Origin of the sequence: Rhizobium sp. R635 (assembly GCF_002211285.1) — a bacterium.
In the GTDB taxonomy this organism is placed as follows: Bacteria; Pseudomonadota; Alphaproteobacteria; order Rhizobiales; family Rhizobiaceae; genus Rhizobium.
The window spans coordinates 87,829-113,516 of record NZ_LOKX01000034.1 but is presented as its reverse complement, the minus strand read 5'-3'; the positions used below and the strand labels follow the sequence as shown (position 1 = coordinate 113,516).

Here is a 25,688-nt window from a genome sequence, read left to right as displayed (position 1 = left end):
TCTCCATGAGATGTTTGAGGTTTTGGCGCGCCGTGCCGGTTGAGAGATGGCAGGCTTATGGACTTGTTCTGTTTTTGGCATGTCTCGTGGCGCTCTCGATGCCCAAGAGCGGCTCCGCGGAGAACCTTCCGCCATTGAAGATCGTCGCCTTCGGAACATCCCTGACGGCGCGCGGCGGATGGCAACCTGCTCTTCAGGCGCAACTCGCAGCCTGCCTGCAAAGGCCGGTGGAGGTCGACAGCGTTGCGAAAAGCGGCGAAACGACGCTATGGGCGATGACTGAGGTCGACCGCGTCGTCGCCGGGCAGCCGGATATCGTCCTGATCGAGCTTTACGCCAACGACGCGACGCTGCATCGGTTCGTCTCGCTTGCGCAAAGCCGAAAAAATATCGGCCAGATCCTCGACACGCTTCGCCAGCGCCTGCCGGGCGCACGGATTATCGTCATGGCGATGAATCCGTTTTCAGGAATGCGGGGACTGATCCGGCCCTTTGTCGGAAGCTATATCTCGGCGCATCGGGAGGAAGCGGAAAAACGCGGCCTGGAATTTATCGACCACCGGCCGAACTGGGAGCGCCTGACGCCGGACGATCTGGCTGCGGCCATTCCCGATGGCGCTCATCCCCAGCCTGAGATTGCGTCCAAAATCATCGTGCCCGAACTTGTCGAACGGATCGCCGGGCGCAAATGCGGAGAATGAAATCCATCTCTCCTGCCGACGGCTTCTAGAGCAATTCCGCTTTTCTTCGAATCGCGGAATTGCTCTATCTCTTTGTTTTCACGCAATTCCGGACGCAAAACCGCTGCACACTTTTGCTGGAATTGCTCTAGTTCAAACTTCGGCGAGATAGCCTTTCAGGTAGTTGACCAGCGAAGCTCTTCCGGCTTCCGACGGATCTTCCTCGGCGGGGCTGTTCAGGTCTTCGAGGAGGTAGTTTTTGAGTTCCTCATCGGTATGGGCGATATAGATGCCCGGCCGGCCCTCGAGCTGGCTTACCGTGGCAAGCTGATGGTCGTTGCGATGCTCACCGAGGGAGGCCTGGCGGGGAACGAGAATGATGGGTTTGCCGAACCGCTTTGCCGTGAGGACGGTTCCGATGCCGGCATGGGAGACGATGACCGTGGCGTCGCGAAAGACCTTGTCGAAGTCCGCGGGCTCGATGTTCTTGATCCATTTCATGTTCTGCGGCGTGTAACTGCCCTTGCCGATCTGGGCCAGAACCGGTTTGGTCAATTCCTTGGCGAAGGCGTCGACGGCCTTGATGAGACGATCGAAGGGCAGCTGCGTTCCGACGGTAACGAGGATCAAAGGACGGCTCCTGCATAGTGGGGGCCATCGGGCCGGGACAGATGTTGCCATTGCGTGAGCCAGAGCGTGGCGATATGGCCGGCCAGTTTTCCCGACAGGGAGAGTTTTTCGACATTGGCGACGCTGTCGATCCAGATCGTCCGCTTGCCCATCAGCTTGCCGGCGAGCAGGCAAAAGAGCCCGGGTGCGGCACCCGTCGAGATGACGACATCGGGCCGCTGTTTGATGACGATCGCGAAGGCGCTGAAAAAGCAGCGGATCGACATGGTGATCGAGTCTCGGCTGCAGTCGGGAAGGACCAGTCCATCCCGAATGTCATATTTGGCAAGCAGCCCAGGGATGGTCGTTGCGAAGACGATATCGCAGCCCTCGAATGCGCTGCGCATGGCCATCAGCTGTTCCCAATGGCCGCCTCCCGAGGAGGCCGCGAGAACCTTCAATTTCTTCTCAGCCATATCAAGGCATCCCCCATGTTGGACCGACGATAAGAGCGTAAGACCGTTCCACCGAAACCGTGGCTCCATCGTGGCAGTTCAATGGATTTCCAATATTACCGACCGATACCCGAAGCTTGAGGATCATGTGGAAACTCTCGATTCGAAACAATGTTTCATCCGACATATTCACGCATGCCTGGCCGCAGGCCGATTTTTAATGGGCCGCATTGGGCTTATATTCCTGGTAGGCATGTCCGAGAATCCCGTTGACCATGCCGGCGCCGCGCAGCAGATGGGTGAGGGCGCGCATGCCCCAATAGGGTGAAATCAGGATTGCGGGCAGCATGGCGACGCCGAGCATCACTCTCGTGGCGCCATAGGCCGCGCGATAGATCCGGCGCTTGAGGTTGCCATGCAGGACCTCGCTGACCGCGAAGGTATTGCCGAGCCGGTATTGTCTCTGCAGCACCCATTTCCAGGTCATCCGGCTGGCGGGAACGATATCATGGACCAGCGCCTTGTCAGCCCAGAAGACCTTCATGCCGCGGCGCACAGCCTGATTGAAGAAAAGATAGTCCGTCCCGCCAGTGTAGCGCATTTTCTCTTCGAAACGCAGGTTCCATGAGCGGATCAGGGGATAATCGAACATGACGTTGTTGGAGGCGGCGTAATAAATGCGTTGCCCGTCACTGTTCTTCTTGCGTTCGAAAACCCTCGCCTTGATGAAATATTCCGGCGGGTTTTCGGGATAGACCGGTTGAACGGGGCCGTAGACGCAATCGGCGCGGTTCTTCTCACGGGTCTCCAGCATCGCATCCAGCCAGCCATCGACCGGCCATTCATCATCGTCGAGAAAGCAGAAGAGGTCGGTGCCGGCAGGCGCCGAATCCATCGCGCGGTTGCGCGCAAAGGGTATGCCCTGGTTCGGTTCGACGACGTAGATCAGGTCGTAGGCGCCGGTCTGCCCGAAGCTTTCCACCGTGGCCCTTGCGCTGCCGGCCGCATCATTGTCGACGATCACCATGGTGAGACGATAGGGGCGGGCGGGATGCCTGATCTGGCGCGTCATCACGTCGAGCAGCTTGGCGATCCCGTCCAGGCGCCGGTAGGTCAGCACGCCAACGGCGATGTTCAATGGTGCCGTGCCCGCCTGACCGGCGCCGGACTGCGCGAAACTATCCTGCTGGTTCATGACTGGCCCTTCCGCAGCATATTTCCCAGGCGCTTGCGCGCCGCCATCAAGGCCACTTCGGTCGCGGCATCCTCGCCGAACGGGCCGCCGGCGACCGTGTTGCGCGCTTCGCTGTGAAGCTTGAACAGCGACGTGGTCTGGGCAATGCCGCCGGCCACAAGGCTCTTGCCGAGCGCCTGCAGACCGTCATAGCGACGGGCCAGTTCCAGCCCGGTCGCGATCATGATCCGCGGACGCAACGTCTTGGCCCTGTTCGTGCCGGTGTAGCGGTTCGATGCGTGAATGCGTTGAAACGTCAGCGGCGTCTCGATGATCGCGCCGCGACCGAGATAGGCGGCGGCGAATTTGATATAATTGTCGCTGAGAACGACATCTTTAGCGACCGACATCGGCAGGATTTGAGCCAGCAGATCGCGGCGGAAGCTCAAGCCCGACGTCGGCACCGGAAGCGAGGGGAAACCGCCCTTGCGCAGCGTTTCCCGCTTGTCGAACAGCGTCACCTGCAGCTCGGCGGCAGGCTGATCGGCTTCATTTGTCGTCACGCGGTCGAAGCACCAGTCGATCTCGTTGCGATCGTAGATCTCGGCGATGCGCTCGAGTTTGCCGGGCAGAAACGCGTCGTCGGCATCGAGGAGGAAAAGGATATCGCCGCTCGCGGCGGCAAAGCCGGCATTGAAGCTCGAGGCCTGGCCGCCGTTTTCCTTCAGCACGGAACGGATCTGCTCGCCGTAGGAAGCAAGGATTTCCCTGGAATCATCCGTGGAGCCATCGTCGACGACGATCACTTCGAAGTCGGGATAGGTCTGCGACAGAACGCTGTCGATGCATGGGCGCAGGAACTGCCCATAGTTGAAATTGTTGATCAGCACCGAGAGTTTCAAATTACCGCCTCCTGGGCCAATCGATCACCGCGCCAGCGGCGCGTATCGGCGAATCCCGGCGCGATAGCCGCGCATGTAGTAGTATTTCCAAATCGCCCAGAAACGCTTCTTCGATTGCGGCAGGAGATAAAGCATGGCTGCCCGCAGCGCCCATTGTGCGCTTTCGATCCAGGTCGGTAAAGGAACACCGCTGATCCTCACGCCTTCCGGCACTTCGTCCGGAAAGAGCGCCGGCATGCCGTAGCCGAGCCGCTCGCCGCGTTTCTGCACCCAGTCCTCGGTCACGCTCGACGCCGGAATCCAGTGGTGAACCACGGCTTCAGCGCATCGATAGGATTTGGCGCCGCTCGCGGCCAGACGGATGATGATTTCAGCATCTTCACCCATGGCGAACATCTTTCCCGGGAGAGGGCCGATATCCTCCCGATAGCGTACGCTGGTTCCAAGCAGTTCTCGCCGAACGATCGTGTTCGGGCCCCAGACCTTCGTCGGGTCGCACGGCCCGCTTTGTGTTTCATCGACGATCGCAAAGGTGGAGCCCATCGGGATCCAATCGATGAAGCGATCCTTCGGTTCCTTTTCCCAATCGGGGACGATCCTGCCGCCGAAGACGCCAAAACCCGGATGGGCGACGGCGCAATCGACGATTGCTTGCAGCCAGTTCGGCTCGGCACGGATATCGTCGTCGGTGAAGACGATGAGATCACCCTTGACCCGATCCAGAGCCATGTTCAGCGCGCCCGATTTTCCCGGCTTGCGCTGCTGCAGGACGGTGATCGGAAGCTTCTCGCTGTAGGAGTTCAAAAGATCGAACGTATCGTCATTGCTGTTGTTGTCGACAGCGATCAATTCCCATCGATCATGGGGAAGCTCCTGGCTCACCAAGGAATCCAGCGTATGGCGCAGCCGGCGGCTCGCGCCATTATAGGATGAAAAGAGCACGCTGACGAATAGATCCGACATCAGTGACCAACCCTCTTGGTGAAGTCGAAAGCGAAAAGCCTCATGTTTTGACTGCCTGTGCGATGTTCGAGCGGATCGGGTTTACGCGGGGTTAGACCGCGTCTTGCCAAAGAATTCGCGCCTGTGACCGTCGCCGAGCATCCTCAGCTTACGAAAATTGCGCAACCAGCGCCGCGGCTTGGAAAGCGCGCCGCGATTGAGGAAATACTGCCGCAGCAGGCTCGGCGCCCGGCTGTGCGAGCCGCCATGGGCGACCCGGTAGACGGCGCCCCGGAAGGGGAGTTTCGTCAGCGGCGCTCCGCGCTGGGCAAGAATGTTGGCAATGCGGACATGGCTGCCCAGCATCGACTTGATCCAGTCGAGCGACGCGTCTTCGAAGCGCTGCGGCAGTTGATAAAGATCGGCGCGAATGATCAGCGAGGTGCCGCAGAGATGGCTGAAGTCATCGTGACCCAGCAGGAAGTTGCCGCCGTCGTCCCAGATGTAGCCGTGGTCGATGGTCCAGCCGTTGGCGTTCTGGTTTTCCGAAACGTACTGGACGATCCGGGAGCTGACGAAATCATCATCGTCGACGATCATGAAAAAGCGGCTGTCGGCAGCGGCCAACATCCCGCTCAGGACGCGTCGGCCCTTGTCGGCGCGGAAGGCGTCGAGGAAGTCTTCCTTGCTGCCCTTGCCGAGCTCATGCATGTCGTTCGGCGGAAAGGTCACGCGCACTGCGGAGAATTTCTCCGGCAGATCCGGCAGGTCGGCCCCTTCGTTCGCCACGATGATGCCGCGCCAATCGCCATTGGTCTGATTGGAGATGGAGGCCACGGTCTGGCTGAGATTTGCCTTCAGCTTGCTCCAATCGCGCGCGTTGTCCTGATGTCGGACCGGGATGATGAAGGTGACAAGTGGCATCGAATTCCCCCTCAAGCCCGCAGGCCCACAGCTTCTTTCTCAGCGACACGCCCCTTGGACGCCTGCTGGCGCGCCCACTCGATCCCGTCTTCGAGCGAAGTCGCCTTGTAGGAAAGGTCCGTTCCGCCGGAAAACGCATTCATGAAGCGGCGGATCTTTCCATAGCTGTTGTCGAGCACCGCATGCGGGCGGCCGAGCAGCAGCGAGCAGATATGGACGTGCAGGCGATCGGTCACGATCGCGCGGGCACGCGAGATCTGGCTGATGCCGCGCTCGAAGCGGTTGTGCGCCGCCGCATCCAGCCTGCGCAAGGCGACTTCGCTCGGCTTCAATGCGAGATAGGCCGAAGCGACCCCCAGCTTCTTGGCAATATCCACCTTCCGTTTCGACTCGGTAATCCAGTCTTCCACAGGAATATCGGAAGGGATCTTGCGATCGCCGCCGCCGACCCGTTCCGCATCCTCGCGCAGCATGGCGAGGACGGGGATCTGCGTCGCCCTTTCGGCAAGCGGGCCGATGGCGAAAGCCATGTCGGGGCATAGCCGAACGGTGCAGTCGAAGTGCTTTTCGGAAAACTCCTTCGACTCTTCGTCGCGCACGAGCAGCACGAAATTCTTGTGGCGCCCGATGGCCCGCTTGGACTGTTCGATCCGCTCAGCCGAGCTGTAGTGGATCGACTGCGGGAACTGGACGATCTGCCGATCCGGGAAACGCTCCATGATCATTTCGCGGAAATCCTGGTGGGCAACCCAGATATCGCCGAAATTGCCGCCGCCGTGAATGAAGATCGGGCCCGTGGGAACCCGCCGCTTCAGTTCGTCGGCGGAGAAGTCGTAGAGCCTGGAAACATAGTCCGGGCGCTTGCCGAAGCGATCCTTGAGATAGGCCATCTCACCCAGCCAGATTGCCGAGTCGCCGCAATTTCGGATGTCGGGGAAGTCGAGAATCGCAAGCGGTTCATCGCGCGAGACATAGTCCTTCAGGCAATCATGGATCATGCCGTTGAGTTTTGAGATCAGCTCCGATCTGGATTGGCTGGTCATTCTGCCTCTCTTGTTGATGTTCGTTTCGCTTCAGGCCGATTTGGGTACGGCAATACGTTTTGCTTTTGACAGGAACTTGACAACGATACGCTGAACTTCGGTTTCCGGGCCGCTGGGCCTCTTCATCGCAACCCAGAGCACAAAGCTCGAGCCGACATAGATGATGCCGCCGGTGACGACGAGGAAGCCAAGATACACCGCCAGGTGCAGCTTGTCGGCAGGCATGCTGACGACATGCGACAATCCCCAGACGCTGGCGGCCATCAAGGCGACGCTGGCAAGCGCGCGGAAGTTGGCTGCGAGCTGCTGGAAGAACGGCAGATCGATCAGGCGCTTGACGAGAAGCATGTTGACCACGGTGGAAATCAGGCCCGTCAACACGCGCGCATAAACGACGCCCGGAAGCCCGGCCATCATAAGACCGGCGATGATGATCGGAATGCGGACCACCAGCATCTGCGTGTCGCGGATGAACAGCATCTTGGTATGGCCCTTCGCCATGCCGAGCGGCTGGACGAGCGAGCCGAGGGTCTGCAGGGCGAAGACCGAGGCAAGCGCCTGGACGATGAAGATCGCCGGAACCCACTTCTCTCCCAGGGCAAGCCTCATCATCGGATCGGCCACGACAGCCATGCCGATCCCGGCCGGGAGCGCTACGGCCGCCAGCAGCGCCTGCGCGCGCTGATAGGCTGCGATCAGCCGGACCGGGTCGTTGCGGACCTTGGAAAAGCCTGGATAAATCGTCTGGTTCAACGGCGCGGTGGCTTCGCGCGTCGGCAGCGTCGAGAGCGTGTTGCCGACCGTATAATGACCAAGCTGCGTGGCGCCGAGCATCTTGCCGATCAGCAGATATTCGATCCGCCAGTTCAGGGTGTTGACGATCTGTCCGGCCGTCAGCCACACCGAGAACGAAAACAGTTCGCGTGCATGCCGGAAGGTGATGCGCGGCCAGAAGGGCAGGACGGTGTAGGAAACGATGATATTGGTCACCTGATAGGCAAGCGTGCCGATCACGAGGGCCCAATAACTCTGATAGATCGCTGCAATTCCCACCGTGACGACGAAGCCGACCAGCTTCTGCGAGACGTTGAGGACGAATTCCTGCCAGAAGATCAGATCGCGCTGGAGCATGACGCGGCGCGGATTGGCAAGACCGCTCAAGAGCAGGCTGAAACTCAAGGCGAGCATGACGCTCGTCAGCCGCGGCTCGTTGTAAAACTCGGCGATCGGATAGGACGCGGCGGCAAACAGCAGCGCCAATATCGCGCTCCTCGTCACGCTCAACGTCCAGACCGCGCTGAAGTGCGTTTCGCTGGGAGACTCGTGGCGGATAAGCGCCTGATTGAGCGAGAGTTCTGTGACCGAACTCAGGATGACCTGGATCGTCGTTGCAATGGCGACGAGACCGAAATCAGCCGGTACGAGATACCAGGCGAGCACAAAGGTGCTGAGTGCCGAGAGCCCGTTGACGATGGCGCGGGACAGGCTCAGCCACATGCTGCCCTGGATCAGTCGATCGGTAACACTGCTCATGGGCGAACGGCTCCTGAGGTCCGGGATGTTGACCATTCAAGCGGGCCGCAGGCCCAACCAGCGTGATTCTTGCCCTCGCGGGAGCAGAGAGTGTTGGTAGCGTCGGAAAGCATCATGCCTTCTTGCCTCGTCAGGAACCCGGTTAGCGTCATCAAAGGGCGCTTGCCGCTTTCTTGGAAAAATCTTGCTTCAGCCGATCCAGTTCGACCAGCATTTTCTCGTGCGCTCTTACCATCGACGCGTCGGAGCTGAGCTGTCCCGGCTTTTCAGCCACCCGCTGCAGCGTCTTGACCGTCGAGCCGAAGACATAGTTGCCGGTCAGCTGCCGGATGCGGCGGTGACGGAACGTGATGTTCTTCAACAGATATGTGTTTTTCCGCACCAGCGACGCGCCTGCCTCGACGAGGTTGGACGGGCCGATCGGATCGAAATCGATTTCCAGATCGAGCGCGCTCGCCCAATCATACCACTTGGCGCGGTTGCCCGGCGCGATCGGCCGGATCGCCCGCCACGGAACGCGCAGCGCATCCGATATGATGCAGCCATGCATCGCTTCGGAGACGACCTTCTGCGATGCGCTGATTTCGGTCAGAACCTTTTCCACCGACCAGCGGGGATCGATATAGTGGATGCCGGCGAGGTCGCAGACCTTGTCCCAGCTGCCGTACATGGCGCTTTCATAATGCGGCATGAAGGAGACGGGGTAGCGCTTCTCGACGCTTTTCGCATCCCAGCAGCTGCGCGTGAGGATGCCCGAATCACCGATGGCATAACTCGGGTCGATGCCGAGGACTTCGGCGGTCTTCTTTCCGCGCACGAAATAGAAGGTCCAGTTGCCGTCGACCTTCGGCGGGTTGGTGTAGCCGCCATAACCCGAGCCGAAGACGATCTTCTGCATTTTCGGGTCGAAATTGTCGTAGAGGATCGAGCCGATGCCGAGAAACAGCTGGCTTTCGTCCTCGTCGAAGAAGCCGGGTAGCAGGCGCTCCCAAAGCCAATGGTTCAGCTCGTCGCCGAAATTCTCGTGTTTCCCACGATAGGCAAACATCTTCATCGTGCTTCTCCAGTCGGCAAATGCGTCACGATCTGCGTGACCGTTTCGTCCTCGCGGGCCATGCGTCCGTAACGCGAAATGATCTTGATATCGCTGCGGATTATCTTTGCCGGGTTGCCGGCCACGAGCGAGCGCGCGGGCACGCTCTTGGTCACCACCGAGCCGGAGCCGATGACGCATTCGTCGCCGATTTCGACGCCGGGCAGGATAATGCTGCGCGCGCCGATGAAGCAGCGCTTGCCGATCCTGGTGTGAAGGTAGAGCCCGCGTGTGAGGTCGTGGGTCAGGATGGCGGCTTCAAAGGCGACATAGGTTTCGGCGCCGATGTGCAATCCCTTCGGATTGGTCTTGTCGAAGCGCACGCTCAAGGAAAAGCTGGCGGTGGGATCGATGTCCATACCCCAGAATTTCGTATAATAGAGCCACTTGGCCTTAACGATCCCGTTCCGCAGCGGCCGAAATACGTTCAGCCCCCACTTCGGCTTCTTTCCTGTCTGCACCATCAAGTCCGACCCCGGCTGGCAAATTCGTCTAGAACGGAACTGTAATAGTCCTCTAGCATCCCCGTTTGACGACGTATGTCGAAACGCTCGGCCACCAGAAGCGGTGCCCGCGCGCTGAAGGCTGTCCACAGGGCCTGGTCGTTGAGCAGCTTTCCAACCGCTTCCGCCATGCCCGCGACATCCCGCTCCTCCACGAGATAACCAGTTTTCCCCTCTTCGATCGCTTCGCCCACGCCTCCCGAGCGAAATGCGACAACCGGAGTACCGACGGCTTCGGCTTCCAGATTGGCGAGGCCGAATGCTTCCGCGTGACCATTGTCGAGGGTCACGCTGCCATGAAGATAGAGTTCCGCACTGGCGAGCAGATCTCTGATCTCAGTCTGAGACAGATTTTCATGGATCGTGACGCTTGGCAAGGAACGGCGCGCCAAGGCCTCGATTTCCTCCTTCAATGGTCCCTGTCCGACCATGACGAATTCAACCGGGGTGCCTGCGGCCGCCACGCGTGAAAGCGCGTCGATCATGAAGCGGTGGCCCTTATAGTCGACGAAACGGGCGATGGAAACCACCAATCCCTTTTTTCGGGGACGAGGCTCCATTTTGAAGAGATCGAGATCGATGCCGATATGATGGCGATAGACGCGGTCGGCGCGGAAGCCGAGCGCCAGCAGCCGGTCGCGGATGAAGTCGGAAACGGCTATATTCCAGCTGTTCCAGCCGGCCATTTCGCTGCGGCCCTTCGCGAAGAAACGCACTTGATTGAAGCCGCCCGGCTTTTTCGGATCGCCGCGATAGGTGGCGTCGAAGCCGTGGAAGGTCGTGACCAGCGGCTTGCCGGCGGCGCGCGCGAGCGGACCGATGACATAGCCGTTCTTGCCGAAATGGGCATGGACGAGATCGGCGTTGCCAATCGCGGGAAACAGGAAGGGCAGGCCGATCTGCGGGATTTTCAGAAGCAGTTCGCCGGCCCGCGCGACCGGAGACCGGCGGATGTCATGAACCGGGACAGTGGATTTTTTCGTATGGGCGGAAGAGATTCGCGAACCGGCAAGAATTTCAGCTTCGAACGAACGAAATGCCACCGCCTGGTTCAGAACAAATGCCTGGCTGGCAGGCAAAAATTTTTCCACATAAATAACGGCTTTTCTCATGAATCTGTTCGCGTCTCCGCTTTCTTGGCGATCACATTGCCTCTATTGCCCGCTTGATGCCATCAACCGAACTTCTCGGATCGTTGTTTTCGTCGTAAAGATTTACGCGCTTCGTGCATGCCGCGCCGGGATCGGTGTCCTTCTCGTCAAGCTCGCCATATTTCTCCGACATGCCCCAAACGGTGGCACCTTTCAAGTCACCGCGCTCGGCGGCGACGGTGATGACGTCGCCGAAAACCTCGGCATAGGAGGCCGGCGTGAAGCCTTTGTCGCGTTTCAGGAAGTGGCAGGACGCATCGAGTTCGGTGATGAAAACGCCGACACCCATATCCTTCAGCGCCGCGCAGAAACGGCCCATTCCTTCCGGATCGATCCGGTCGAGGCCGGGGCGGAAATGCGATTGCAGCCCGACGGCGCCGATCGGCGTCTTCTTTGCGACCAGATCCTCGACGATCTTCAAAACGCGCGTGCGCTTCTGTTCGAACACGTCGGATTTTTTCTCCAGATGCGTTTCGTTGAGCACCAGCGTCGCGCCGGGATTGGCCTCGTGCGCCATGTCGAAGCTCATACGAATGTAGTCGTCGCCAAGAAGGCGTCGGAAAACACAATCCCGCAGATCCGGCGCATCATATTCCAACGGCTCGTTCACCACATCCCAAGCATCGATCGACCTCTTATAGCGAGTGACAACCTGTTTTATGTGACGGTTCATCGCCGTCCGAATCGTCTGCGCATCGGTGATGGCGGACACCCAGTCCGGGACGCGATACCAGATCAGCGTGTGTCCATAAACCCGCATATTGTTTTTGCGTGCAAAGGCGACGATCCGGTCGGCGGGGCCGAAGGAAAAAACTCCGGGCCGCTTTTCCGTCGCATTCCACTTCAGCTCGTTTCGCGGCGTGATCGAATTGACGTTGGCGATGTAGATCTGCGACGCGACCGGATCGTTGATATCCCCGGCATCGATCGCCGAGCCGAATCGGAAGGATTTCCCGTCGGCAAGGGCGCGCAGCCCGGCAGGCGGCGCCATCTGCGCCAGCGCCTGGCCCGCGCGAGCATACAACAGGGCGAGCGGAACGGAGGCGAGGAAACGTCTTCTATTCATTCTTTCTCTCACTGTTTGCTGTTTTCACGTCTGCGGTGGCGTGCGAGGGGCCGGTTCGCCGGCGCCGATCCATCCGCGGTTCGAGTTCAAATCAATGGAATAATGCAACTTCAAATATACTTCCGCCGTGAGCGGCAAAGGCAGTATTTTCTAGACTTTTCAATATATTCCAAGATATAAACCGCTGCGTAGGGAGCTCGTAATGGAAGTTTGGTTCAGCTATCTCATGAGCTATTTTCATATCGCATTTCAAAATGCCGCTTTTTTTATGGCGATTGCCCGAAACGACTTATCCCATCTCGACGATCGCCAGTTCGCGGGCCTCGTTTTCGGCGTCGCCGGCATCATTCTCGTCCTGCTCGTCGCGCTCGTCAGAGCCTCGCGGCGGTTGCAGCGATCGGCTGCCGTCATTCGCTCGCTGAACGACGATCTTGCGCAGGTCACGCAGGACCTCAATGTCGAGCGTGTCTGGCGCCTGGCGGGTGGCGACGCCACCGAGCGGCCGGATCCCGACAGTTTGACGGAGCTTTATAAGATCCTCGCCAGGCATCACAACGATGCGAGCCGCATGGCCTGATCGCCAGGACTATGGCCTCGGTTCCGGGTTTTTCGCCTCTGCCGCGCCGGGAGGCTCGGCCGTCGGTTCCGATTGGGCTTCGGCGGTCTCGCCTTTGGGGTCCGGCGAGGGAAGCCATATTCTCTCGGAGAAGTAATTTCTCGTTCTTTTCTGCGGGGGCGAGGTCGGATCCAGCGAGAGGGTGAAATTGTAGCGCCCTTCATTCAGCACTTCGCGGGTGAAGCTGATATTGGCGCCGAAACCGTCTTCCTTGACGTCCCTCAGATTCTTGATCGCGTTCAGCGTTTCGTGGAAATCGAGCCATTGCGGCTGACGCAGCATGATTTCGAAAATCCGCAGGATGGCGGGATCGAGCTGACCGTTCTGATCGGTCTGAGGATTGATGATCTTCACGCGCATGTTGTTGATCGTGCCGCTGGCATCGCCGCGGACGATGACGAAGGTGGAATTGGCAAGCTGATCCTTCTCCCGCTTGCCGCTGTGCTCGAAAAAGCATTCGTAGGTATCGGCGTTGAAGCTTGCCGCCGCCCAATCGCTGGTTTGAATGCCCGCATCGCGCAACGCCGCGCACATTGCCGGCCCGGAGATCCGCCATGTGCGCAGAAAGGCCGATGCGGTCTGCACCATCGGCGCTTCGATCGCGTGCAGCGGAAGCTTGAAGGCGGCCGGCGGCGCCGGGCGGGGAAAGGGCTTGGGGGGAGGCGGCTTCACCTCTTCCGGAAAGAGATCGAAGCCGAAGTAATGTCCGGCCTCCTTCAGGTGTTTCATGTCGTTGGAAAGAAGTACCGTTCCCATGACCAGCGAGAGGGAAATCGCCAGCAGCAGCCAGAAAACCACGGGAAGCCGCGGTTTTTTCACCGGCTGTTTCGCATATGCGGGCGATGTATCGGGCAAGCTTGTCTTCTCCGGTACGCGAGAAGGGTTTCGATCGGCTGTCTAAATCCAGCAGTATACAGTTATCCGTTAAATATCTTTGGTTTCGTGTCGGCAATTGGGCATCTTTTCCCCTCGCGATCGGGCAGGGCGCGCTACAGATTGCCGTGGCGAGGCTTCAGCACCATTTCAATCAAGAATCTTCAATACCGCTGCCGACAATTGCAACGGGAGATAGAGGATACCCCGAACTTCCTGGCGGCGAGCAGTCAGCCATTGGGATGGTTTTGATTGTCGCTCCCATAGATTTCACCCGAATATTATTGTATTTGTTTCAGATATATAAAGGTTATCTCCCGATTTTAGATGAATAGCGTATCACAGATACCGTTCTAAATTCCATTAAAACTCCAGTTTCGCGTAATAGGTTTGTTTTTTCGCGACGTAACTATAGATTATATTTTGATTTCTTTGTCGCTTGGGCGGTTTTATCGATTTTCATCAAATTTTCGACGTATTTTTCTATAGGGTCCGGTGCAATCGCAGAGCAGAAAGGAGAGGCATATTGTCTATCGAGTTAGACGCAACCACCTACGTTCACGCCAAACCGACGACCGCGCACTCCTACATTTTGCCGACGGTGCTGGATGTGTTGGAGACCCATTTCGACGGTACTCTGGAAAATGACGTTTTTGATTTGGGATGCGGGACCGGCGGGGCGGCGGCGGCTCTTTCGGAAAAAGGGTATGATGTCGTCGGCGTCGATCCTTCCAACGACGGCATCACCAAGGCCAATATCAACTATCCCCAGCTGCCGCTGAATGTCGGCTCGGCCTATGACGATCTTTCCAGCGAATACGGCAAATTCAATGCCGTCATCAGTCTCGAGGTCGTCGAGCATGTCTACGATCCAAAGGCATTCACCTCGACCATGTACGATCTCGTCAAGCCGGGCGGTATCGCCGTGATGTCGACGCCCTATCACGGCTACCTGAAGAATCTCGCTTTGGCTGCGGTGGGGAAAATGGACGATCACTTCATGCCGTTGAAGGATCACGGACATATCAAGTTCTGGTCGAAAAGCACCTTGAGCACGCTGCTGATGGACAGCGGCTTCGACAATATCCGTTTCGAATATGTCGGCAGGATTCCCGCCTTCGCCAAGTCGATGATCGCTATCGCCCAAAGGCCTGTTTAGGTCGGCATCCGATTACGCGCAGCGCGGCGTCGCTGCGAGGGGTGCCAGTGCATCTGGCGCCTGAAGCCTGTCGCGATCTTCGCCTGTTACGCTTTAGTCTTTGGTTTTGCGCAGGTCTTCGGCGCAAAACCGGTGCGCATTTCGCCCGGCATGCTTCGGGCTGAAGTGACCTCCACTGTAATAATCCACAGGTTGTTTTTTACTGTGTTGAGCGGTGAAAAAATTCCTTACTAAAATATTTACTTTTAGTTGCATTATCGCTTAAACTCTCCATTATACAGCGGGGCGTGCTGATACAGCGGGAGAGTTGTTCACATGAAGGCTAAATCGCCGAATTCAATCGACGTCTATGTTGGCAACCGCGTGCGCGTTCGGCGAAAGACGCTCGGGATGACCCAGCACGGTCTGGCCGAACTTCTCGGTATTACCTTCCAGCAGATCCAGAAATATGAAAAGGGAACGAACCGGATAGGCGCCAGCCGATTGCAGCGCATATCCGAGATCCTTCGCGTGCCGATCGGCTTCTTCTTCGAGAACAGCGGCTCCGGGCCGATCGAAGGCGAAACGAGCGAGTTGAACAAGTTCTTGTCCTCCAAGGAGGGCCTGGCGCTCAACAAGGCTTTCATCGCGATCGAGGACCCGAACATCCGGCAAAAGCTGGTGGCGCTGGCCAAAAGCCTGGCGGTGGCGGGATTGTCCGACATCGACGGTGAATTGCAGGATCCGGTTGTGAACGGCTGAGGATGGATCGTGCTTCACCTGCAGACATTTGGCGATCTGCGGTTGATCGAGACGAATGGCGATCCGGTTCGCTATCCGATCAAGGGCCTGTTGATGATGGCCCATCTCTATACCGGCCCGAGCCGCGAACTCAGCCGTTATGAACTGGCCCAGTTCCTGTGGAACGATGTCGAGCCCGAGCAGGCGCGGCTCAACTTGCGCAAACTGCTTTCGCGCATTCGCGAGACAGATGGCGGCCGCGCCGAGATAGCCTTCGATTTCACGGCCGCCACCGTTCGTCTCAATACGCAGGCGGTTTCCAGCGACCTCGATATCTTCCGCGCCGGTGGTGTGCCTCTTGAGAGGCTGAACGCGATCGCCGAACTGACCCAGCGCGGCTTCATTGGAAACATCAAGCCGGCGACCAAGCCGATCGATGCCTGGATCAGGGCGCAGCGGGACATCCAGGCGCTGCAATTGCGGCAGGCTTTGCTGGATGCGCTGCCGGATATGCACAATCCCGGGGACGCGCGCATCATTTCCAGCGCCGCCCTGCAGATCCTCGAACGCGACCCGAATGACGAGCAGGTCAGGGCATTGCTGCACCAGCTGTCGGGCGGGTCGTCGGTCAGCGAGCGGCTTCGCAACGGCGAGGCCACCGCAAGAGTAGAGGTGAAGCGTTCCGAGCCCGGCGGCGAGGCGCCCGGCGATACGTCCGGCGATACTGGGCGCATATCGGCGCTGCCCCTGATCCTGCCTCGCCTTGTGCTGCTTCCCCCGACATCGAAACATGCCGATGCCGGGCTTGCTCTGGCGAACGCGCTCATCGAAGACGTCACGATCGAACTCTGCGCGCTGCGGAACGTTTCCATCGTCGCGCCGCATACGGCAGGACAGATCCGCCGCGACTCCGAGAAGGCGGCCGTCGTCGCCCGGCATTCGATTACCTATCTCCTGGATACACGGTTCTCCGAAGAGGGATTGTTCGCCCAACTGATCTACTTCCCGACGGACGAGATCATCTGGGCCAACCGCTTTGCGATGACGCCCAATACGCTGCCGCGGCAGAGACGGCTGATCGCGCAGCAGCTGACCTTGTCGGTGGCGAGCGAACTGGCAGAAAACGAGGAGGAGCGGCTCCGTTTCGAAGCCAACCCGCAAGCCTATCATTCCTATCTCGTCGGCTCGAGCCTGATGAGCAAGCTGACCTTGCCGCATATCCGGCGGGCAAGGAAGGCGTTCAAACAATCGCTGTCGCACAAGCCGGATTTTTCGCCGTCCTTCACCGGGCTGGCGAGAACCTTCACCAGCGAATGGCTGGTGACGGCGCAGGGCAACGATGAGTTGCTGCATCTGGCCGAGCAGCATGCGCTTCGCGCCATCGAGCGGGATCCGTCATCGGCGGCGGGGCATCGCGAGCTCGGCGTCACCAAACTCTATCTCGGCGATGTCGATGCGAGCGTCGCGGCATTGGATCTGGCGGAAGAACTCAGCCCGCATTTCGCCGATGTCATCTACAGCCATGCCGACACGCTCGTGCATGCATCGCGCCCCGGCGATGCGCTCGACAAGATCACGAGAGCGATTTCGCTCAATCCGATCGCACCCGACGCCTATCTCTGGTGTGCGGCAGGAGCGAGCTTCTTCCTGGAGCAATACGAGCAGGCCATCGCCTATGTCGAGGCGATGAAAGACAAGGCGCCGGCCCACCGCATCGCGGCGGCCAGTTGCGCAATGATCGGCGATCGAAAGCGGGCGCTATTCCATCGGCAGCGCGCCGAAAGCATCAACCCGGTGTTCGACGTCGAGAAGTGGCTCGCCATCGTTCCCTTCAAGGAACAGTGGCAAAAAGAGCTTTATCGGGAGGGCCTGTTGAGGGCTGGTTTTTAACAATCACTTAGGGGCATTACATGGCAAAGGCAGTCATTATCGGAATACCCGGCGAGACAGGGCTTTGGCTTGCCGATCTCGATGCGGGCACGATCAAGCCTCTCAATCCGACGGGAGATCTGGCGACCGTGAACGACCTGCGCAAAACGGGCGGCACCTTCGTCAACAATGTCGACCTCGCGGTCGCCGTTTCGTCGGTGCAGGTCGCCCTTTCCGGCCATGTCGACGGCTGAGCCGGCGTTCTGACACATCGGCAGCGGATCATATATTCCGACAGGATCATTTCGCCGCGGGAAACCCTTTCCCGCGTCGAACCCTTGTTGGCCGGGTTCGGCATAACGAGGGTCGCGCGCCATACCGGACTGGACGATATCGGCATCCCCGTCTGGTGCGCCTATGCCCCGAACTCCCGGTCGATCGTGATCGCCCAGGGAAAGGGCCTGACCGATCTCGACGCCAAGGTATCCACGATCATGGAAGCCCTCGAGCGGGCCGTTGCCGGCGAACCCTCCGTCGAGCGCGTCCGCGGCTCGGCTTCCGCTCTGCAGGCGAGGGGCTTTTCGGTCGATAGGCTGGATTGCCTGATCGCGCTGCATAAGCCCGATCTCGCGCCGGACGAGGAGACCGAATGGGTTGCCGGCCGCAATATCCTCACAGGCGATGCGATCCATATCCCCTTCGACGCGGTGGTGCTCGACCGCACGCGCGACGCCCGGTACTGGATGTCGTCGGATGGGCTGGCATCGGGAAACAATCTCGAAGAGGCGATCTTTCATGGCGTGCTGGAGCGCATCGAGCGTGACGCCCATGTGCTGTGGCAGGTGGGTGCTGCTGCGCATCGTTATTCCCGCTGTGTCGATCCCCGAGGTTTCGAGGATAGCGCGCTGACCGGGCTGATCGACAAGATCGAAGCGTCGGGCCTGGCGCTCAGGCTTTTCGACATCACCAGCGACATTGCGATCCCGTGTTTCACCGCCATGCTCGGCCCTGGTGATATCCATGGCGACAGGGATATCCGCCTGGTCGAAGTGACAGGCGGCACGGGCGCGCATCCCTCTCCCGTTCGGGCCGCCATCCGCGCGGTGACGGAGGCGGTGCAGTCGCGGCTCACCTATATCAGCGGCGCCCGGGACGATATTTCTCCGGCCACTTTCACGGGATGCTTGCCGCTGTCCTTGCGGCGGGCTTTCGATGCGGTTGCCGTGCCGCCCGCCGCCGGCGATAGCGGGAGCCGGCAGGATTTGCCACTCCTGCTGCAGCATGTGCTCGATACTCTGCGAAACAGGGGAATCGCTTCGGTCGTGGTCGTGCGCCTCAGCGACGAGACGCTTCCCTTCAGCGTCGTGAAGGTCGTCATTCCCGAGCTCGAAAATCCGGAGGGTGAGCGAGCCCGGCGGTTTGGAACGAGGGCGCTTGCGAGGGCGATCGGGTTTTGAAGATCATTTTTGCAGGTCCCAGTCTTCCCGACGCGGCTTTGCTTGCCGGCGAGGGAATAGCCGTGCTGCCGCCCGCCACGCGGGGCGACGTGCTGGCCGCGGTGGAAGAGGGCGCCAACGTCATCGGCCTGATCGACGGCGGCTTCGAATATGTGGCGCCGGTCTGGCACAAGGAAATTCTCCACGCCCTGTCGCTCGGGGTGATCGTCATGGGGGCGGCGAGCATGGGGGCGCTGCGGGCGGCCGAATGCCATCCGTTCGGCATGATCGGGATCGGCCGGATCTTCGAAGACTATCGCACCGGCCGGCTCGTCGACGATGCCGCCGTCGCGCTCACGCATGCCCCGAGCGCGCTCGGCAGCAAGCCGCTGACGATCCCGCTCGTCAATGTCAACGCGACACTCGATGCGATGGAGGACGGCGGGCTGCTGACACGCGGAGCGCGCGACCGCATCGAGCAGGCGGCAGCCGCGATTTTCTTCAAGAAACGGACATGGCGGGCGATCGTCGAGCAATGCGCCGATCTGGCCGAGCCGGAGCGCCCGCGGCTGCTGGCGTCCCTCGTGGCGCATTCCGTCGATCAAAAGCGCGTCGATGCCCTGGAATTGCTGAAAGCCGTACAGGAGGCCGAGGACGCCCGCTCCACGGTCGTTCCGCGCTGGAAGCTCCACGAAACCTCGTTCCGGACTCGACCTGTGCTTTGAGCCCGAATGTGACAATCGTCACCGAGGGTTGTGTCACGCTTTTTTCACGGGCTGGAACGTGTCCGCCGGCGTATTGTGCCTTGAATTCGTGGGAGAATGGGGCATGGGCGTGACATCGGCTGCTAGGATAGACACAGACCAAGGGGCGGAAGATGGTCTGGACGAACTCGTCGCGCTTGCGCGGATGATCGCGTATGCGCGGCAGGTCGCCCAGGACGTTAAACTGCAGTTCGCGACGCATTGCCTCGATCTCGCGCTCGAGGCGGTGAAACAGGAAGTGGGGGAGGGCTTGACCCGGGATTTGGCCGAGTTGAGCTCCCCCGTTCCGCAGATGAGCGTGAGAAGCCACTAAAGCGCGTCGCGATCTTTCAGATTCGCTCCTCGCGCTTTAGGTCCTTGTTTTTCCGCATGTCGTTGCCCGCAAAACCGCTGCACACTTTTGCGCGACATGCTCTAGACGGCTGCTGCCATCAATCTGAACAACCCCGAAGATCGTTCCGACTTTCGGGGTTTTTCGTGCGTGGAGATAAGCGGGCTGGTGAGAGATGTCGGTCGAATGAGCCGCGCTGGCGGCGGAGCCGTCTCTGCGCGGGTTCAAGCGGCTGTGGTGCTTCCCTCAGCGACGCCTCCATCAGGGAAGCGGTTGCGGGATCACCGTCCGCCCGTCCCCTGGACGAGCGGCTGCCTTGCCGCGGATCGGCGACCTCAGTGGGTCAGATTGCGCTTCTGCGCCAGAAGCAAAATGTAGTCGTCGGCGATATCCGCGATGGCCATTGCGACTTCCGCCGGATCGCACCCATCGACCTTGGTGTTTGCAATGAACTGATAAACCGCCTTCTCGATCTGCTTGCGGCAGATCATGACGCGCTCATCGTAACCAAATTCCGGAATCTGCGATGCTAAATCACTCATCTGGTCGGCTCCCTCACTACTTACAGTGACCATGACACAAATTATAAGTTGAGCAAGCAAATGCTTTATGACGGATTGATTCGGCTGCCGAGTGCGACCATTTCGACACAGGTTGGAGCCCGGTGCGGAGCATGCCGGCGCGCTGAATTGGCAGGGCCTAACGCCGCTCAGATATATCGGTCGTCTCAAGCGTGTGGATCGTCCAAAGAGGGCGGGTCGTATCGGCGTCCCGGTCGAGCCCGGCGCGATCGTATCCGAGGGTGGTACAACGCACCGAATACTGCCTGGCGGATCGCCGATACCTCTGGTGTAACGATTTGATTTATCACGACATCTCGGCGGCGTCATCCTGGCGGTGCCTACCCTGGATCGATGTCCTTCCGCGTGCGCGCCCGGGAGGCGGTTCACCGGCCCGCCGCGATGCCGTCGTCACCAATGCCGGCGGCCTGCCGGCAGCGCCGCGAGGCCGATGCGGAAAAGGGTTTTTGGCGGGCATTTTCGCTCTCGGGAAGGAGACGGTTGGCCTCTTCCAAACGGCAGTAAATCTGAGCAAAAATTGTGCATGGAGATAAAAATTTTATCAAAAGGTAAAATTTACGATTTCATATAGAAGTTGTATTTAAATATCAATTATAAGGTGATTAAACTTTAGACACTTGATGATCAGTATATGTATTTCAGTCGAATGCTCGATAGATATTCATCCGTATTAACGATCAATAATATCCATATGATGACGGTGACTGCGGTCACAACTTCAAATCTGGATTTTGACTCTCTGGGTTACGAATGATGTGGTGGGAGATATTTCACTATGGCTGATGTACTTCAGCTCCGTGCCTGATGGCGAGGGATCGCATCGCCGCAATCTGCCTTGAAACAAAATGAGGACCCGCCGGGGTGGTTGGCGGGTCCTCAATTAGGAATTTTGCACTGTACACAGGTGTGATGACAGTAAAAATCCACTTTGTCGAATATCATTATTGGTGTGATTGCAGTTTATTGTGCATAACTTCTGTTTATTCGATGTTCATTTCCGTGTTGCTTCCTGATTTTGAGCGGTTGCCGACGTCACTCTGCTGAGAGTGCAGCCAATATTTCGTAGGCCGCGGAGACGCGCTCTTCGTTGGGATAGTTCTTGTTGGCGAGCATGACGATGCCGAGACGTTTTTCGGGGACGAAAGCGACATAGGCGCCGAAGCCGTTGGTCGAGCCGGTTTTGTTGATCCATACGTCGTCGCGCGGTTTCATCGCCGGCTTCAGCTCGGAGACGGAAGTCGTCTTGAGCATCGCGGGTGAATTGCCCTCCAGCAGGGTCTTCAGGGCAGGCGGATAGGAATATTGCTCCCAGATGAGATCCTGGGTCATCGCGCCGGCATTGAAATAGCCGGTATGGGTATGGGTGATCGCCTGCTGGAATCTCCCGTCGAGCTTGACCATGCCCATATTCGCACCGACGAAGCGGATCATGTCGCTTGCGGTGGATTTGACGCCGTAGGCTTCCGATGAAAGCAGGCCTGGGCTCATGCGGGCCGGTTCGCCGGTGCGTTTGTAGCCCTGGGCATAGTCCGCCATCCGCGATTTCGGCACATCGATGAAGGTGCTTTTCAGGCCGAGCGAGGGGAAGAGTTGCTTTTCCACCAGGCTCGTGAAATCGCCGCCCATGCTTTTTGCCGTGATATAGCCGAGCATGCCGATGCTTGGATTGGCGTAGCTCCGGTGGCTTCCCGCCTCATAGGAGGGTTTCCAGGCCTGGAGATAGGCCATCAGCTGTTTTTCGTTTGTGACATCATCGGGAACCTGCAGCGGAAATCCGCCCGCCGTGTGGGTGCCGAGGTTCATCAGGACGACATCGCCGAACGGCTTTCCCTTCATCGCGGGAAGATATTTGCTCACCCTGTCGGACAGGGAAAGATCGCCGTTCGCTTCCGCGAGGGTTGTCAGCGTCACCGTGAAGGTCTTGCTGATCGAGCCGAGTTCGAACAGGGTTTCCGGCCCGACGGGTTTGCCCGTATCCTTCGACACGACGCCGTAATTGACGATGTGATCCTGCCCGTCGACGGTGATGGCGACGGCCATGCCCGGTATGGCGTGTTTTTCCATGAGCGGCTTGATCGCGGCGTCCGTGATCGCCCTCACTTTCGCCTCGTCGGCGGCAAGGCCGCTCGCGGAAGCACATGCGGAGATCAGAACGGCCGATAAAATTTTTATCCCAAGGCTTTTCATTTCGTCATCCTCCAGATCAGCAGTGCGCAAAGCGCATGTGGATGGCGTTTACCGGCGCTGTTTTGCGATCACAAACGATGATATCTCGCAGCAGATACAAGAAATTCTAGGGCTCGATATGGTCCGGCAATTCCTCCCCTTGAACGGCTTGAGGGCCTTCGAAGCTTCGGCACGGCATCTGAGCTTCACCCGCGCGGCGATCGAGCTGTGCGTGACCCAGGCTGCCGTCAGCCAGCAGGTGAAGGGTCTCGAGAAGCGACTGGGCGTATCGCTGTTCCAGCGTCTTCCCCGCGGCCTGAAGATCACGGCGGAAGGCGAGGCGCTGCTGCCGACGGTGACAGCTTCCTTCGATCAGATGGCGACGACGCTTGACAGGATCGAGGCCGGGCAGGTCAGGGAATTGCTGTTTCTGGGCGTGGTCGGCACCTTCGCGGTCGGCTGGCTGCTGCCGCGGCTCTCGGATTTCCAGGGCCGCCACCCCTTCATCGATGTCAGGGTCTCCACCAACAACAACCGCGTCGATCCGGCCGCCGAGGGGCTGGATTTCGCCATCCGCTTCGGCAGCGGTTCGTGGCACGGCACGGAGGCGACGCGCCTGTTCGATGCCCCGCTCTCGCCTCTTTGCGTTCCCAAGCTCGCGGAGGATATCCGGTCGCCGGCGGATCTTGCCGGGGCGACGCTTCTTCGCAGCTATCGGGCGGATGAGTGGAGCACATGGTTTCGGGCGGCCGGTGTGCCGCCGGCCGCGCAGGTGAATGCCGGTATCGTCTTCGATTCCTCGGTCGGCATGATGGAGGCCGCACTCCAGGGACTGGGAATCGCGCTCGCGCCGCCATCGATGTTCTCAAGGCACCTTGCCTCGGGCGCGATCGTGCAGCCGTTTCCGACAACCATATCGCTCGGAAGCTATTGGCTGACGCGCCTGCAATCGCGGCCGGTCACGGCTGGTATGCGCGCGTTTTCGGACTGGTTATTTTCCAACCTCTGATGAAGGTGGCGTGTCGGAGCGCCCGCTCGCGTGAGCGCTCCGATGGGCATCCTATTTCTGAATGCAGGTGTCGACGGTATCCTTGGTGCATTCGTCGAGCCCGGTGAAGACGGGGTCTTCGACCGGCTTGCCGGCGATCAGGTCCATCATGACCGAGGGAGCCTTATAGCCCATTTCGAACGGCCGCTGGCCGACGAGCGCGGTAACGAGGCCCTCCTTGGCGATGGCCACTTCGTCGCCGATCGTATCGGCGGCGCCGATGACGAACTCGTTCTTGCCGATCTTGTCTGCCATCGGCTTGAACAGGTCGCGATAGGGCTGGGGTGCGCCGAACAGCGGCCAGCCGCCCATGATGCCGAAGGCGTCGAGATCGGGGTTGGCGGCGAGGATGTCGGTCATCGCCTGAACGCCCTTGGCGCCGTCGTCATTGGTGAAGACGGGGCAGCCGGCGACCTCAGTCCAGCCGCCTTCGCCCTTCAGCGCGGGGAGATCCTTCTGGCCGCTCAGCGTGTCACGCATGCCTTGCGCGCGGCGCAGAATGTTGTCGGCGCCGGGGTTGCCTTCGATGGTGCAGATCTTGCCGCCGTTCGGCTTGGCCTTCTTGATGTATTCGCCGATCTTCGCACCCATCAGGTAATTGTCCGTGCCGAGATAGGTCTTGCGTAGCGCCGCATCCTCCGCCGCAAGATCGGCATCGAGCGTCATGACCGGAACGCTCGGATTGGCCGTCTTCAGAGTCTGGGCGATCAGCTTGGCGTTGGACGGCGAGATGGCGATGGCGGCTGTATCCGCTTTGCCGAGCATATCCTGGACGATCTGCGCCTCGCCGGCTTCATCGGAGGTCGATGCCGGGCCGGTGTAGAAGCATTCATATTCGGCGGATGCGTTTTCCTTGTTCCACTTCTGGCAGCCCTGGTTGATCGCCTCGAAGAACGGGTTGTCGAGGCCCTTCACGACGATGACCAGCTGCTTCTTGGCGGCCATGGCCTCACCTGCCGTAATCGCCAGCACTGCAGCGGCTGTAAGCAATAATGCCTTCCTCATAGCTTCCTCCCTTGTGAAAGACGGGCGCCTTCGCCCGCCTGCAATCAACCGGGATACCAGACGATGCGAGGCTCCTCCCCTGAACGCCGGTATTCCCAGGCTGAATCGATGAGCTTTTCCAAATCGTAGACGGGGCGCCAGTCCAGCAGGTATTTCGCCTTGCTGTTGTCAATCCAGTTCGAGTGATACTGGCTTGGTATGTCGACGGAGCCGAGCCCGCGCGTGCGGGCGAGATAGGCGGCGACTTCGCCATAATCCACGGGGCGATCCATCGAGATGTTGAAGAGCTGCCCCTTGGCGCGCGGATTGTCGATCGCCTTGAGGATCGCCGAGACGAGATCGTCGACATGAACGAAATTGCGCTTCAGCGGGCGCCCGTCGGCGTCGCGCAGCAGCGGCACTGTGCCGTCACGCGCATAACGCTCGGCATCGGCCGGCGGGACGAGGGTTTTCCAGTCCGGTCCGCCGAAGACATCGTCGCCGAAGGAGAGCGTGAACTTGAAATCGTCCTTCTCCATGATCCAGGGCGCGCGCAGGCAGCAGGTGTCGATGCCGTATTGGATGGCGAACTGCTCGAGCATCACCTCTTCGAGCACCTTGGAGAGCGCGTAGCAGCCGGGATAGGCGCGGTGCGGCGTGGCTTCCGTGATTGGCCCGTCATGCCGATAGAAGAAATGGCCGATGCCGGCATCGCCGCCGATGAGGATGAACTGGCTGGCCGTCGGGCTCGTGCGGAAGGCTTCGAGCAGCCAGAAGAGGCCCTTGACGGTGACATCCATGACGTCATCGGGCGTTTCCTTGCAGGTGGCGAGATGCAGGACGTGGGTAACGCCTTCCATCGCGGCTGCGACGACGCCGCTGTCTGCGATCGAGCCTTTGATCACTTCGATGCGGTCGGTCTCATCGAGCACACGGTTATGGCAAAGCGCGCGAATGCGCGCTTTGGAAAACCCCGGCTCGTCAAGCAGCCCAGCCACGAAGCGCCGCCCGACCTTGCCCGTAGCCCCGGTGACAAGGATCAGCATGCTCTTTCTCCCAGTAACAG

27 protein-coding genes are annotated in these 25,688 nt (G+C 59.5%); 10 read left to right on the top strand and 17 right to left on the bottom strand.

From position 1 onward, the window contains the following. Positions 1–5: 5 nt before the first annotated feature. The gene (locus ATY78_RS23530) at positions 6–701 is read left to right on the top strand and encodes an SGNH/GDSL hydrolase family protein (RefSeq protein WP_088684711.1); all 696 of its coding nucleotides are present in this window, start codon (positions 6–8) and stop codon (positions 699–701) included. A 132-nt stretch (positions 702–833) separates the two neighbouring features. Here the strand turns inward: ATY78_RS23530 and ATY78_RS23520 are convergent, their stop codons facing one another. The 12 genes from ATY78_RS23520 to ATY78_RS23465 all read right to left on the bottom strand — a co-directional run bounded on the left by ATY78_RS23520 (position 834) and on the right by ATY78_RS23465 (position 12,075). Then, positions 834–1,310 carry a glycosyltransferase gene (locus ATY78_RS23520; protein ID WP_088684709.1) on the bottom strand — a complete coding sequence of 159 codons (477 nt, stop codon included), beginning with the start codon at positions 1,308–1,310 and terminating at the stop codon, positions 834–836. Further along, entirely contained in the window at positions 1,307–1,765 is a 459-nt protein-coding gene (locus ATY78_RS23515; RefSeq protein ID WP_088684708.1) for a glucuronosyltransferase, read from the bottom strand. Before ATY78_RS23515 ends, ATY78_RS23520 begins: the two co-directional genes overlap by 4 nt. A 196-nt stretch (positions 1,766–1,961) precedes the next feature. Continuing rightward, positions 1,962–2,939 (bottom strand): glycosyltransferase family 2 protein, encoded by a 978-nt coding sequence (locus tag ATY78_RS23510; RefSeq protein WP_088684707.1) that lies wholly within the window; start codon positions 2,937–2,939, stop codon positions 1,962–1,964. Further along, positions 2,936–3,820, bottom strand: coding sequence for a glycosyltransferase family 2 protein (locus ATY78_RS23505; RefSeq protein ID WP_088684706.1), 885 nt, complete (start codon positions 3,818–3,820; stop codon positions 2,936–2,938). The genes ATY78_RS23510 and ATY78_RS23505 overlap by 4 nt, the downstream gene beginning before the upstream one ends. A 24-nt stretch (positions 3,821–3,844) precedes the next feature. Beyond that, positions 3,845–4,783, bottom strand: a complete 939-nt coding sequence (locus tag ATY78_RS23500) for a glycosyltransferase (RefSeq protein WP_088684705.1) — start codon at positions 4,781–4,783, stop codon at positions 3,845–3,847. Between the two features lie 81 nt (positions 4,784–4,864). Continuing rightward, positions 4,865–5,686 carry a galactosyl transferase gene (locus ATY78_RS23495; RefSeq protein ID WP_088684704.1) on the bottom strand — a complete coding sequence of 274 codons (822 nt, stop codon included), beginning with the start codon at positions 5,684–5,686 and terminating at the stop codon, positions 4,865–4,867. Between the two features lie 11 nt (positions 5,687–5,697). Next, the gene (locus ATY78_RS23490; RefSeq protein ID WP_088684703.1) at positions 5,698–6,729 is read right to left on the bottom strand and encodes a polysaccharide pyruvyl transferase family protein; all 1,032 of its coding nucleotides are present in this window, start codon (positions 6,727–6,729) and stop codon (positions 5,698–5,700) included. 30 nt (positions 6,730–6,759) lie between these two features. Beyond that, complete coding sequence (locus tag ATY78_RS23485; RefSeq protein WP_088684702.1) at positions 6,760–8,262, bottom strand: lipopolysaccharide biosynthesis protein; 1,503 nt, start codon at positions 8,260–8,262, stop codon at positions 6,760–6,762. A gap of 151 nt (positions 8,263–8,413) precedes the next feature. Beyond that, positions 8,414–9,316 carry an exopolysaccharide glucosyl ketal-pyruvate-transferase gene (pssM, locus tag ATY78_RS23480; RefSeq protein ID WP_088684701.1) on the bottom strand — a complete coding sequence of 301 codons (903 nt, stop codon included), beginning with the start codon at positions 9,314–9,316 and terminating at the stop codon, positions 8,414–8,416. Beyond that, positions 9,313–9,819 (bottom strand): acyltransferase, encoded by a 507-nt coding sequence (locus tag ATY78_RS23475; protein WP_088684700.1) that lies wholly within the window; start codon positions 9,817–9,819, stop codon positions 9,313–9,315. The genes pssM and ATY78_RS23475 overlap by 4 nt, the downstream gene beginning before the upstream one ends. Then, positions 9,819–10,970 (bottom strand): glycosyltransferase, encoded by a 1,152-nt coding sequence (locus ATY78_RS23470; protein ID WP_088684699.1) that lies wholly within the window; start codon positions 10,968–10,970, stop codon positions 9,819–9,821. The genes ATY78_RS23475 and ATY78_RS23470 overlap by 1 nt, the downstream gene beginning before the upstream one ends. Positions 10,971–11,001: 31 nt before the next feature. Next, positions 11,002–12,075, bottom strand: a complete 1,074-nt coding sequence (locus tag ATY78_RS23465; RefSeq protein WP_088684698.1) for an endo-1,4-beta-xylanase — start codon at positions 12,073–12,075, stop codon at positions 11,002–11,004. Between the two features lie 202 nt (positions 12,076–12,277). On the opposite strand from ATY78_RS23465, the gene ATY78_RS23460 reads away from it, so the two are divergent. Then, on the top strand, positions 12,278–12,652 hold the full coding sequence (locus ATY78_RS23460) for a DUF948 domain-containing protein (RefSeq protein ID WP_088684697.1): 375 nt from the start codon (positions 12,278–12,280) through the stop codon (positions 12,650–12,652). A gap of 9 nt (positions 12,653–12,661) precedes the next feature. On the opposite strand, the gene ATY78_RS23455 is transcribed toward ATY78_RS23460, so the two are convergent. Next, a complete protein-coding gene (locus ATY78_RS23455; protein WP_088684696.1) occupies positions 12,662–13,546 on the bottom strand; it encodes a DUF6030 family protein in 885 nt (294 codons plus the stop codon). 544 nt (positions 13,547–14,090) lie between these two features. Between ATY78_RS23455 and ATY78_RS23450 the strand changes: the two genes are divergently transcribed. From ATY78_RS23450 to ATY78_RS23420, 7 genes are all read left to right on the top strand, one after another. After that, on the top strand, positions 14,091–14,723 hold the full coding sequence (locus tag ATY78_RS23450; RefSeq protein WP_088684695.1) for a class I SAM-dependent methyltransferase: 633 nt from the start codon (positions 14,091–14,093) through the stop codon (positions 14,721–14,723). Between the two features lie 315 nt (positions 14,724–15,038). Beyond that, on the top strand, positions 15,039–15,464 hold the full coding sequence (locus ATY78_RS23445) for a helix-turn-helix transcriptional regulator (RefSeq protein ID WP_088684694.1): 426 nt from the start codon (positions 15,039–15,041) through the stop codon (positions 15,462–15,464). 9 nt (positions 15,465–15,473) lie between these two features. Continuing rightward, positions 15,474–17,333, top strand: coding sequence for a peptide antibiotic resistance protein (locus ATY78_RS23440; RefSeq protein ID WP_088684693.1), 1,860 nt, complete (start codon positions 15,474–15,476; stop codon positions 17,331–17,333). A gap of 20 nt (positions 17,334–17,353) precedes the next feature. Next, positions 17,354–17,566: a hypothetical protein gene (locus ATY78_RS23435; RefSeq protein WP_088684692.1), complete on the top strand. Its 213-nt coding sequence runs from the start codon at positions 17,354–17,356 to the stop codon at positions 17,564–17,566. Positions 17,567–17,614: 48 nt separating this feature from the next. Next, on the top strand, positions 17,615–18,769 hold the full coding sequence (locus ATY78_RS23430; protein WP_088684691.1) for a YcaO-like family protein: 1,155 nt from the start codon (positions 17,615–17,617) through the stop codon (positions 18,767–18,769). After that, complete coding sequence (locus ATY78_RS23425; protein ID WP_088684690.1) at positions 18,766–19,473, top strand: TfuA-like protein; 708 nt, start codon at positions 18,766–18,768, stop codon at positions 19,471–19,473. The genes ATY78_RS23430 and ATY78_RS23425 overlap by 4 nt, the downstream gene beginning before the upstream one ends. Positions 19,474–19,576: 103 nt before the next feature. After that, positions 19,577–19,825 (top strand): hypothetical protein, encoded by a 249-nt coding sequence (locus ATY78_RS23420; RefSeq protein WP_088684689.1) that lies wholly within the window; start codon positions 19,577–19,579, stop codon positions 19,823–19,825. Between the two features lie 353 nt (positions 19,826–20,178). Here ATY78_RS23420 and ATY78_RS23415 read toward each other — a convergent pair whose 3' ends face one another. After that, the gene (locus tag ATY78_RS23415; RefSeq protein ID WP_088672922.1) at positions 20,179–20,385 is read right to left on the bottom strand and encodes a hypothetical protein; all 207 of its coding nucleotides are present in this window, start codon (positions 20,383–20,385) and stop codon (positions 20,179–20,181) included. Between the two features lie 1,071 nt (positions 20,386–21,456). Next, on the bottom strand, positions 21,457–22,611 hold the full coding sequence (ampC, locus tag ATY78_RS23410) for a class C beta-lactamase (RefSeq protein WP_088684688.1): 1,155 nt from the start codon (positions 22,609–22,611) through the stop codon (positions 21,457–21,459). A gap of 118 nt (positions 22,612–22,729) precedes the next feature. Between ampC and ATY78_RS23405 the strand changes: the two genes are divergently transcribed. Further along, positions 22,730–23,599, top strand: a complete 870-nt coding sequence (locus ATY78_RS23405) for a LysR substrate-binding domain-containing protein (RefSeq protein WP_088684887.1) — start codon at positions 22,730–22,732, stop codon at positions 23,597–23,599. Between the two features lie 51 nt (positions 23,600–23,650). On the opposite strand, the gene ATY78_RS23400 is transcribed toward ATY78_RS23405, so the two are convergent. Then, positions 23,651–24,643, bottom strand: a complete 993-nt coding sequence (locus ATY78_RS23400) for a substrate-binding domain-containing protein (protein WP_088684687.1) — start codon at positions 24,641–24,643, stop codon at positions 23,651–23,653. 44 nt (positions 24,644–24,687) lie between these two features. Continuing rightward, positions 24,688–25,668, bottom strand: coding sequence for an NAD(P)-dependent oxidoreductase (locus ATY78_RS23395; RefSeq protein WP_088684686.1), 981 nt, complete (start codon positions 25,666–25,668; stop codon positions 24,688–24,690). Positions 25,669–25,688: the final 20 nt, after the last annotated feature.

Bases quoted from the DNA above. Each gene is read 5' to 3' on its own strand.
- ATY78_RS23530 (WP_088684711.1), top strand. From the start codon at position 6: ATGAGATGTTTGAGGTTTTGGCGCGCCGTGCCGGTTGAGAGATGGCAG.
- ATY78_RS23515 (WP_088684708.1), bottom strand. From the start codon at position 1,765: ATGGCTGAGAAGAAATTGAAGGTTCTCGCGGCCTCCTCGGGAGGCGGC.
- ATY78_RS23510 (WP_088684707.1), bottom strand. From the start codon at position 2,939: ATGAACCAGCAGGATAGTTTCGCGCAGTCCGGCGCCGGTCAGGCGGGC.
- ATY78_RS23500 (WP_088684705.1), bottom strand. From the start codon at position 4,783: ATGTCGGATCTATTCGTCAGCGTGCTCTTTTCATCCTATAATGGCGCG.
- ATY78_RS23495 (WP_088684704.1), bottom strand. From the start codon at position 5,686: ATGCCACTTGTCACCTTCATCATCCCGGTCCGACATCAGGACAACGCG.
- ATY78_RS23490 (WP_088684703.1), bottom strand. From the start codon at position 6,729: ATGACCAGCCAATCCAGATCGGAGCTGATCTCAAAACTCAACGGCATG.
- ATY78_RS23485 (WP_088684702.1), bottom strand. From the start codon at position 8,262: ATGAGCAGTGTTACCGATCGACTGATCCAGGGCAGCATGTGGCTGAGC.
- pssM (WP_088684701.1), bottom strand. From the start codon at position 9,316: ATGAAGATGTTTGCCTATCGTGGGAAACACGAGAATTTCGGCGACGAG.
- ATY78_RS23475 (WP_088684700.1), bottom strand. From the start codon at position 9,819: ATGGTGCAGACAGGAAAGAAGCCGAAGTGGGGGCTGAACGTATTTCGG.
- ATY78_RS23470 (WP_088684699.1), bottom strand. From the start codon at position 10,970: ATGAGAAAAGCCGTTATTTATGTGGAAAAATTTTTGCCTGCCAGCCAG.
- ATY78_RS23465 (WP_088684698.1), bottom strand. From the start codon at position 12,075: ATGAATAGAAGACGTTTCCTCGCCTCCGTTCCGCTCGCCCTGTTGTAT.
- ATY78_RS23460 (WP_088684697.1), top strand. From the start codon at position 12,278: ATGGAAGTTTGGTTCAGCTATCTCATGAGCTATTTTCATATCGCATTT.
- ATY78_RS23445 (WP_088684694.1), top strand. From the start codon at position 15,039: ATGAAGGCTAAATCGCCGAATTCAATCGACGTCTATGTTGGCAACCGC.
- ATY78_RS23435 (WP_088684692.1), top strand. From the start codon at position 17,354: ATGGCAAAGGCAGTCATTATCGGAATACCCGGCGAGACAGGGCTTTGG.
- ATY78_RS23420 (WP_088684689.1), top strand. From the start codon at position 19,577: ATGGGCGTGACATCGGCTGCTAGGATAGACACAGACCAAGGGGCGGAA.
- ATY78_RS23415 (WP_088672922.1), bottom strand. From the start codon at position 20,385: ATGAGTGATTTAGCATCGCAGATTCCGGAATTTGGTTACGATGAGCGC.
- ampC (WP_088684688.1), bottom strand. From the start codon at position 22,611: ATGAAAAGCCTTGGGATAAAAATTTTATCGGCCGTTCTGATCTCCGCA.
- ATY78_RS23405 (WP_088684887.1), top strand. From the start codon at position 22,730: ATGGTCCGGCAATTCCTCCCCTTGAACGGCTTGAGGGCCTTCGAAGCT.
- ATY78_RS23400 (WP_088684687.1), bottom strand. From the start codon at position 24,643: ATGAGGAAGGCATTATTGCTTACAGCCGCTGCAGTGCTGGCGATTACG.
- ATY78_RS23395 (WP_088684686.1), bottom strand. From the start codon at position 25,668: ATGCTGATCCTTGTCACCGGGGCTACGGGCAAGGTCGGGCGGCGCTTC.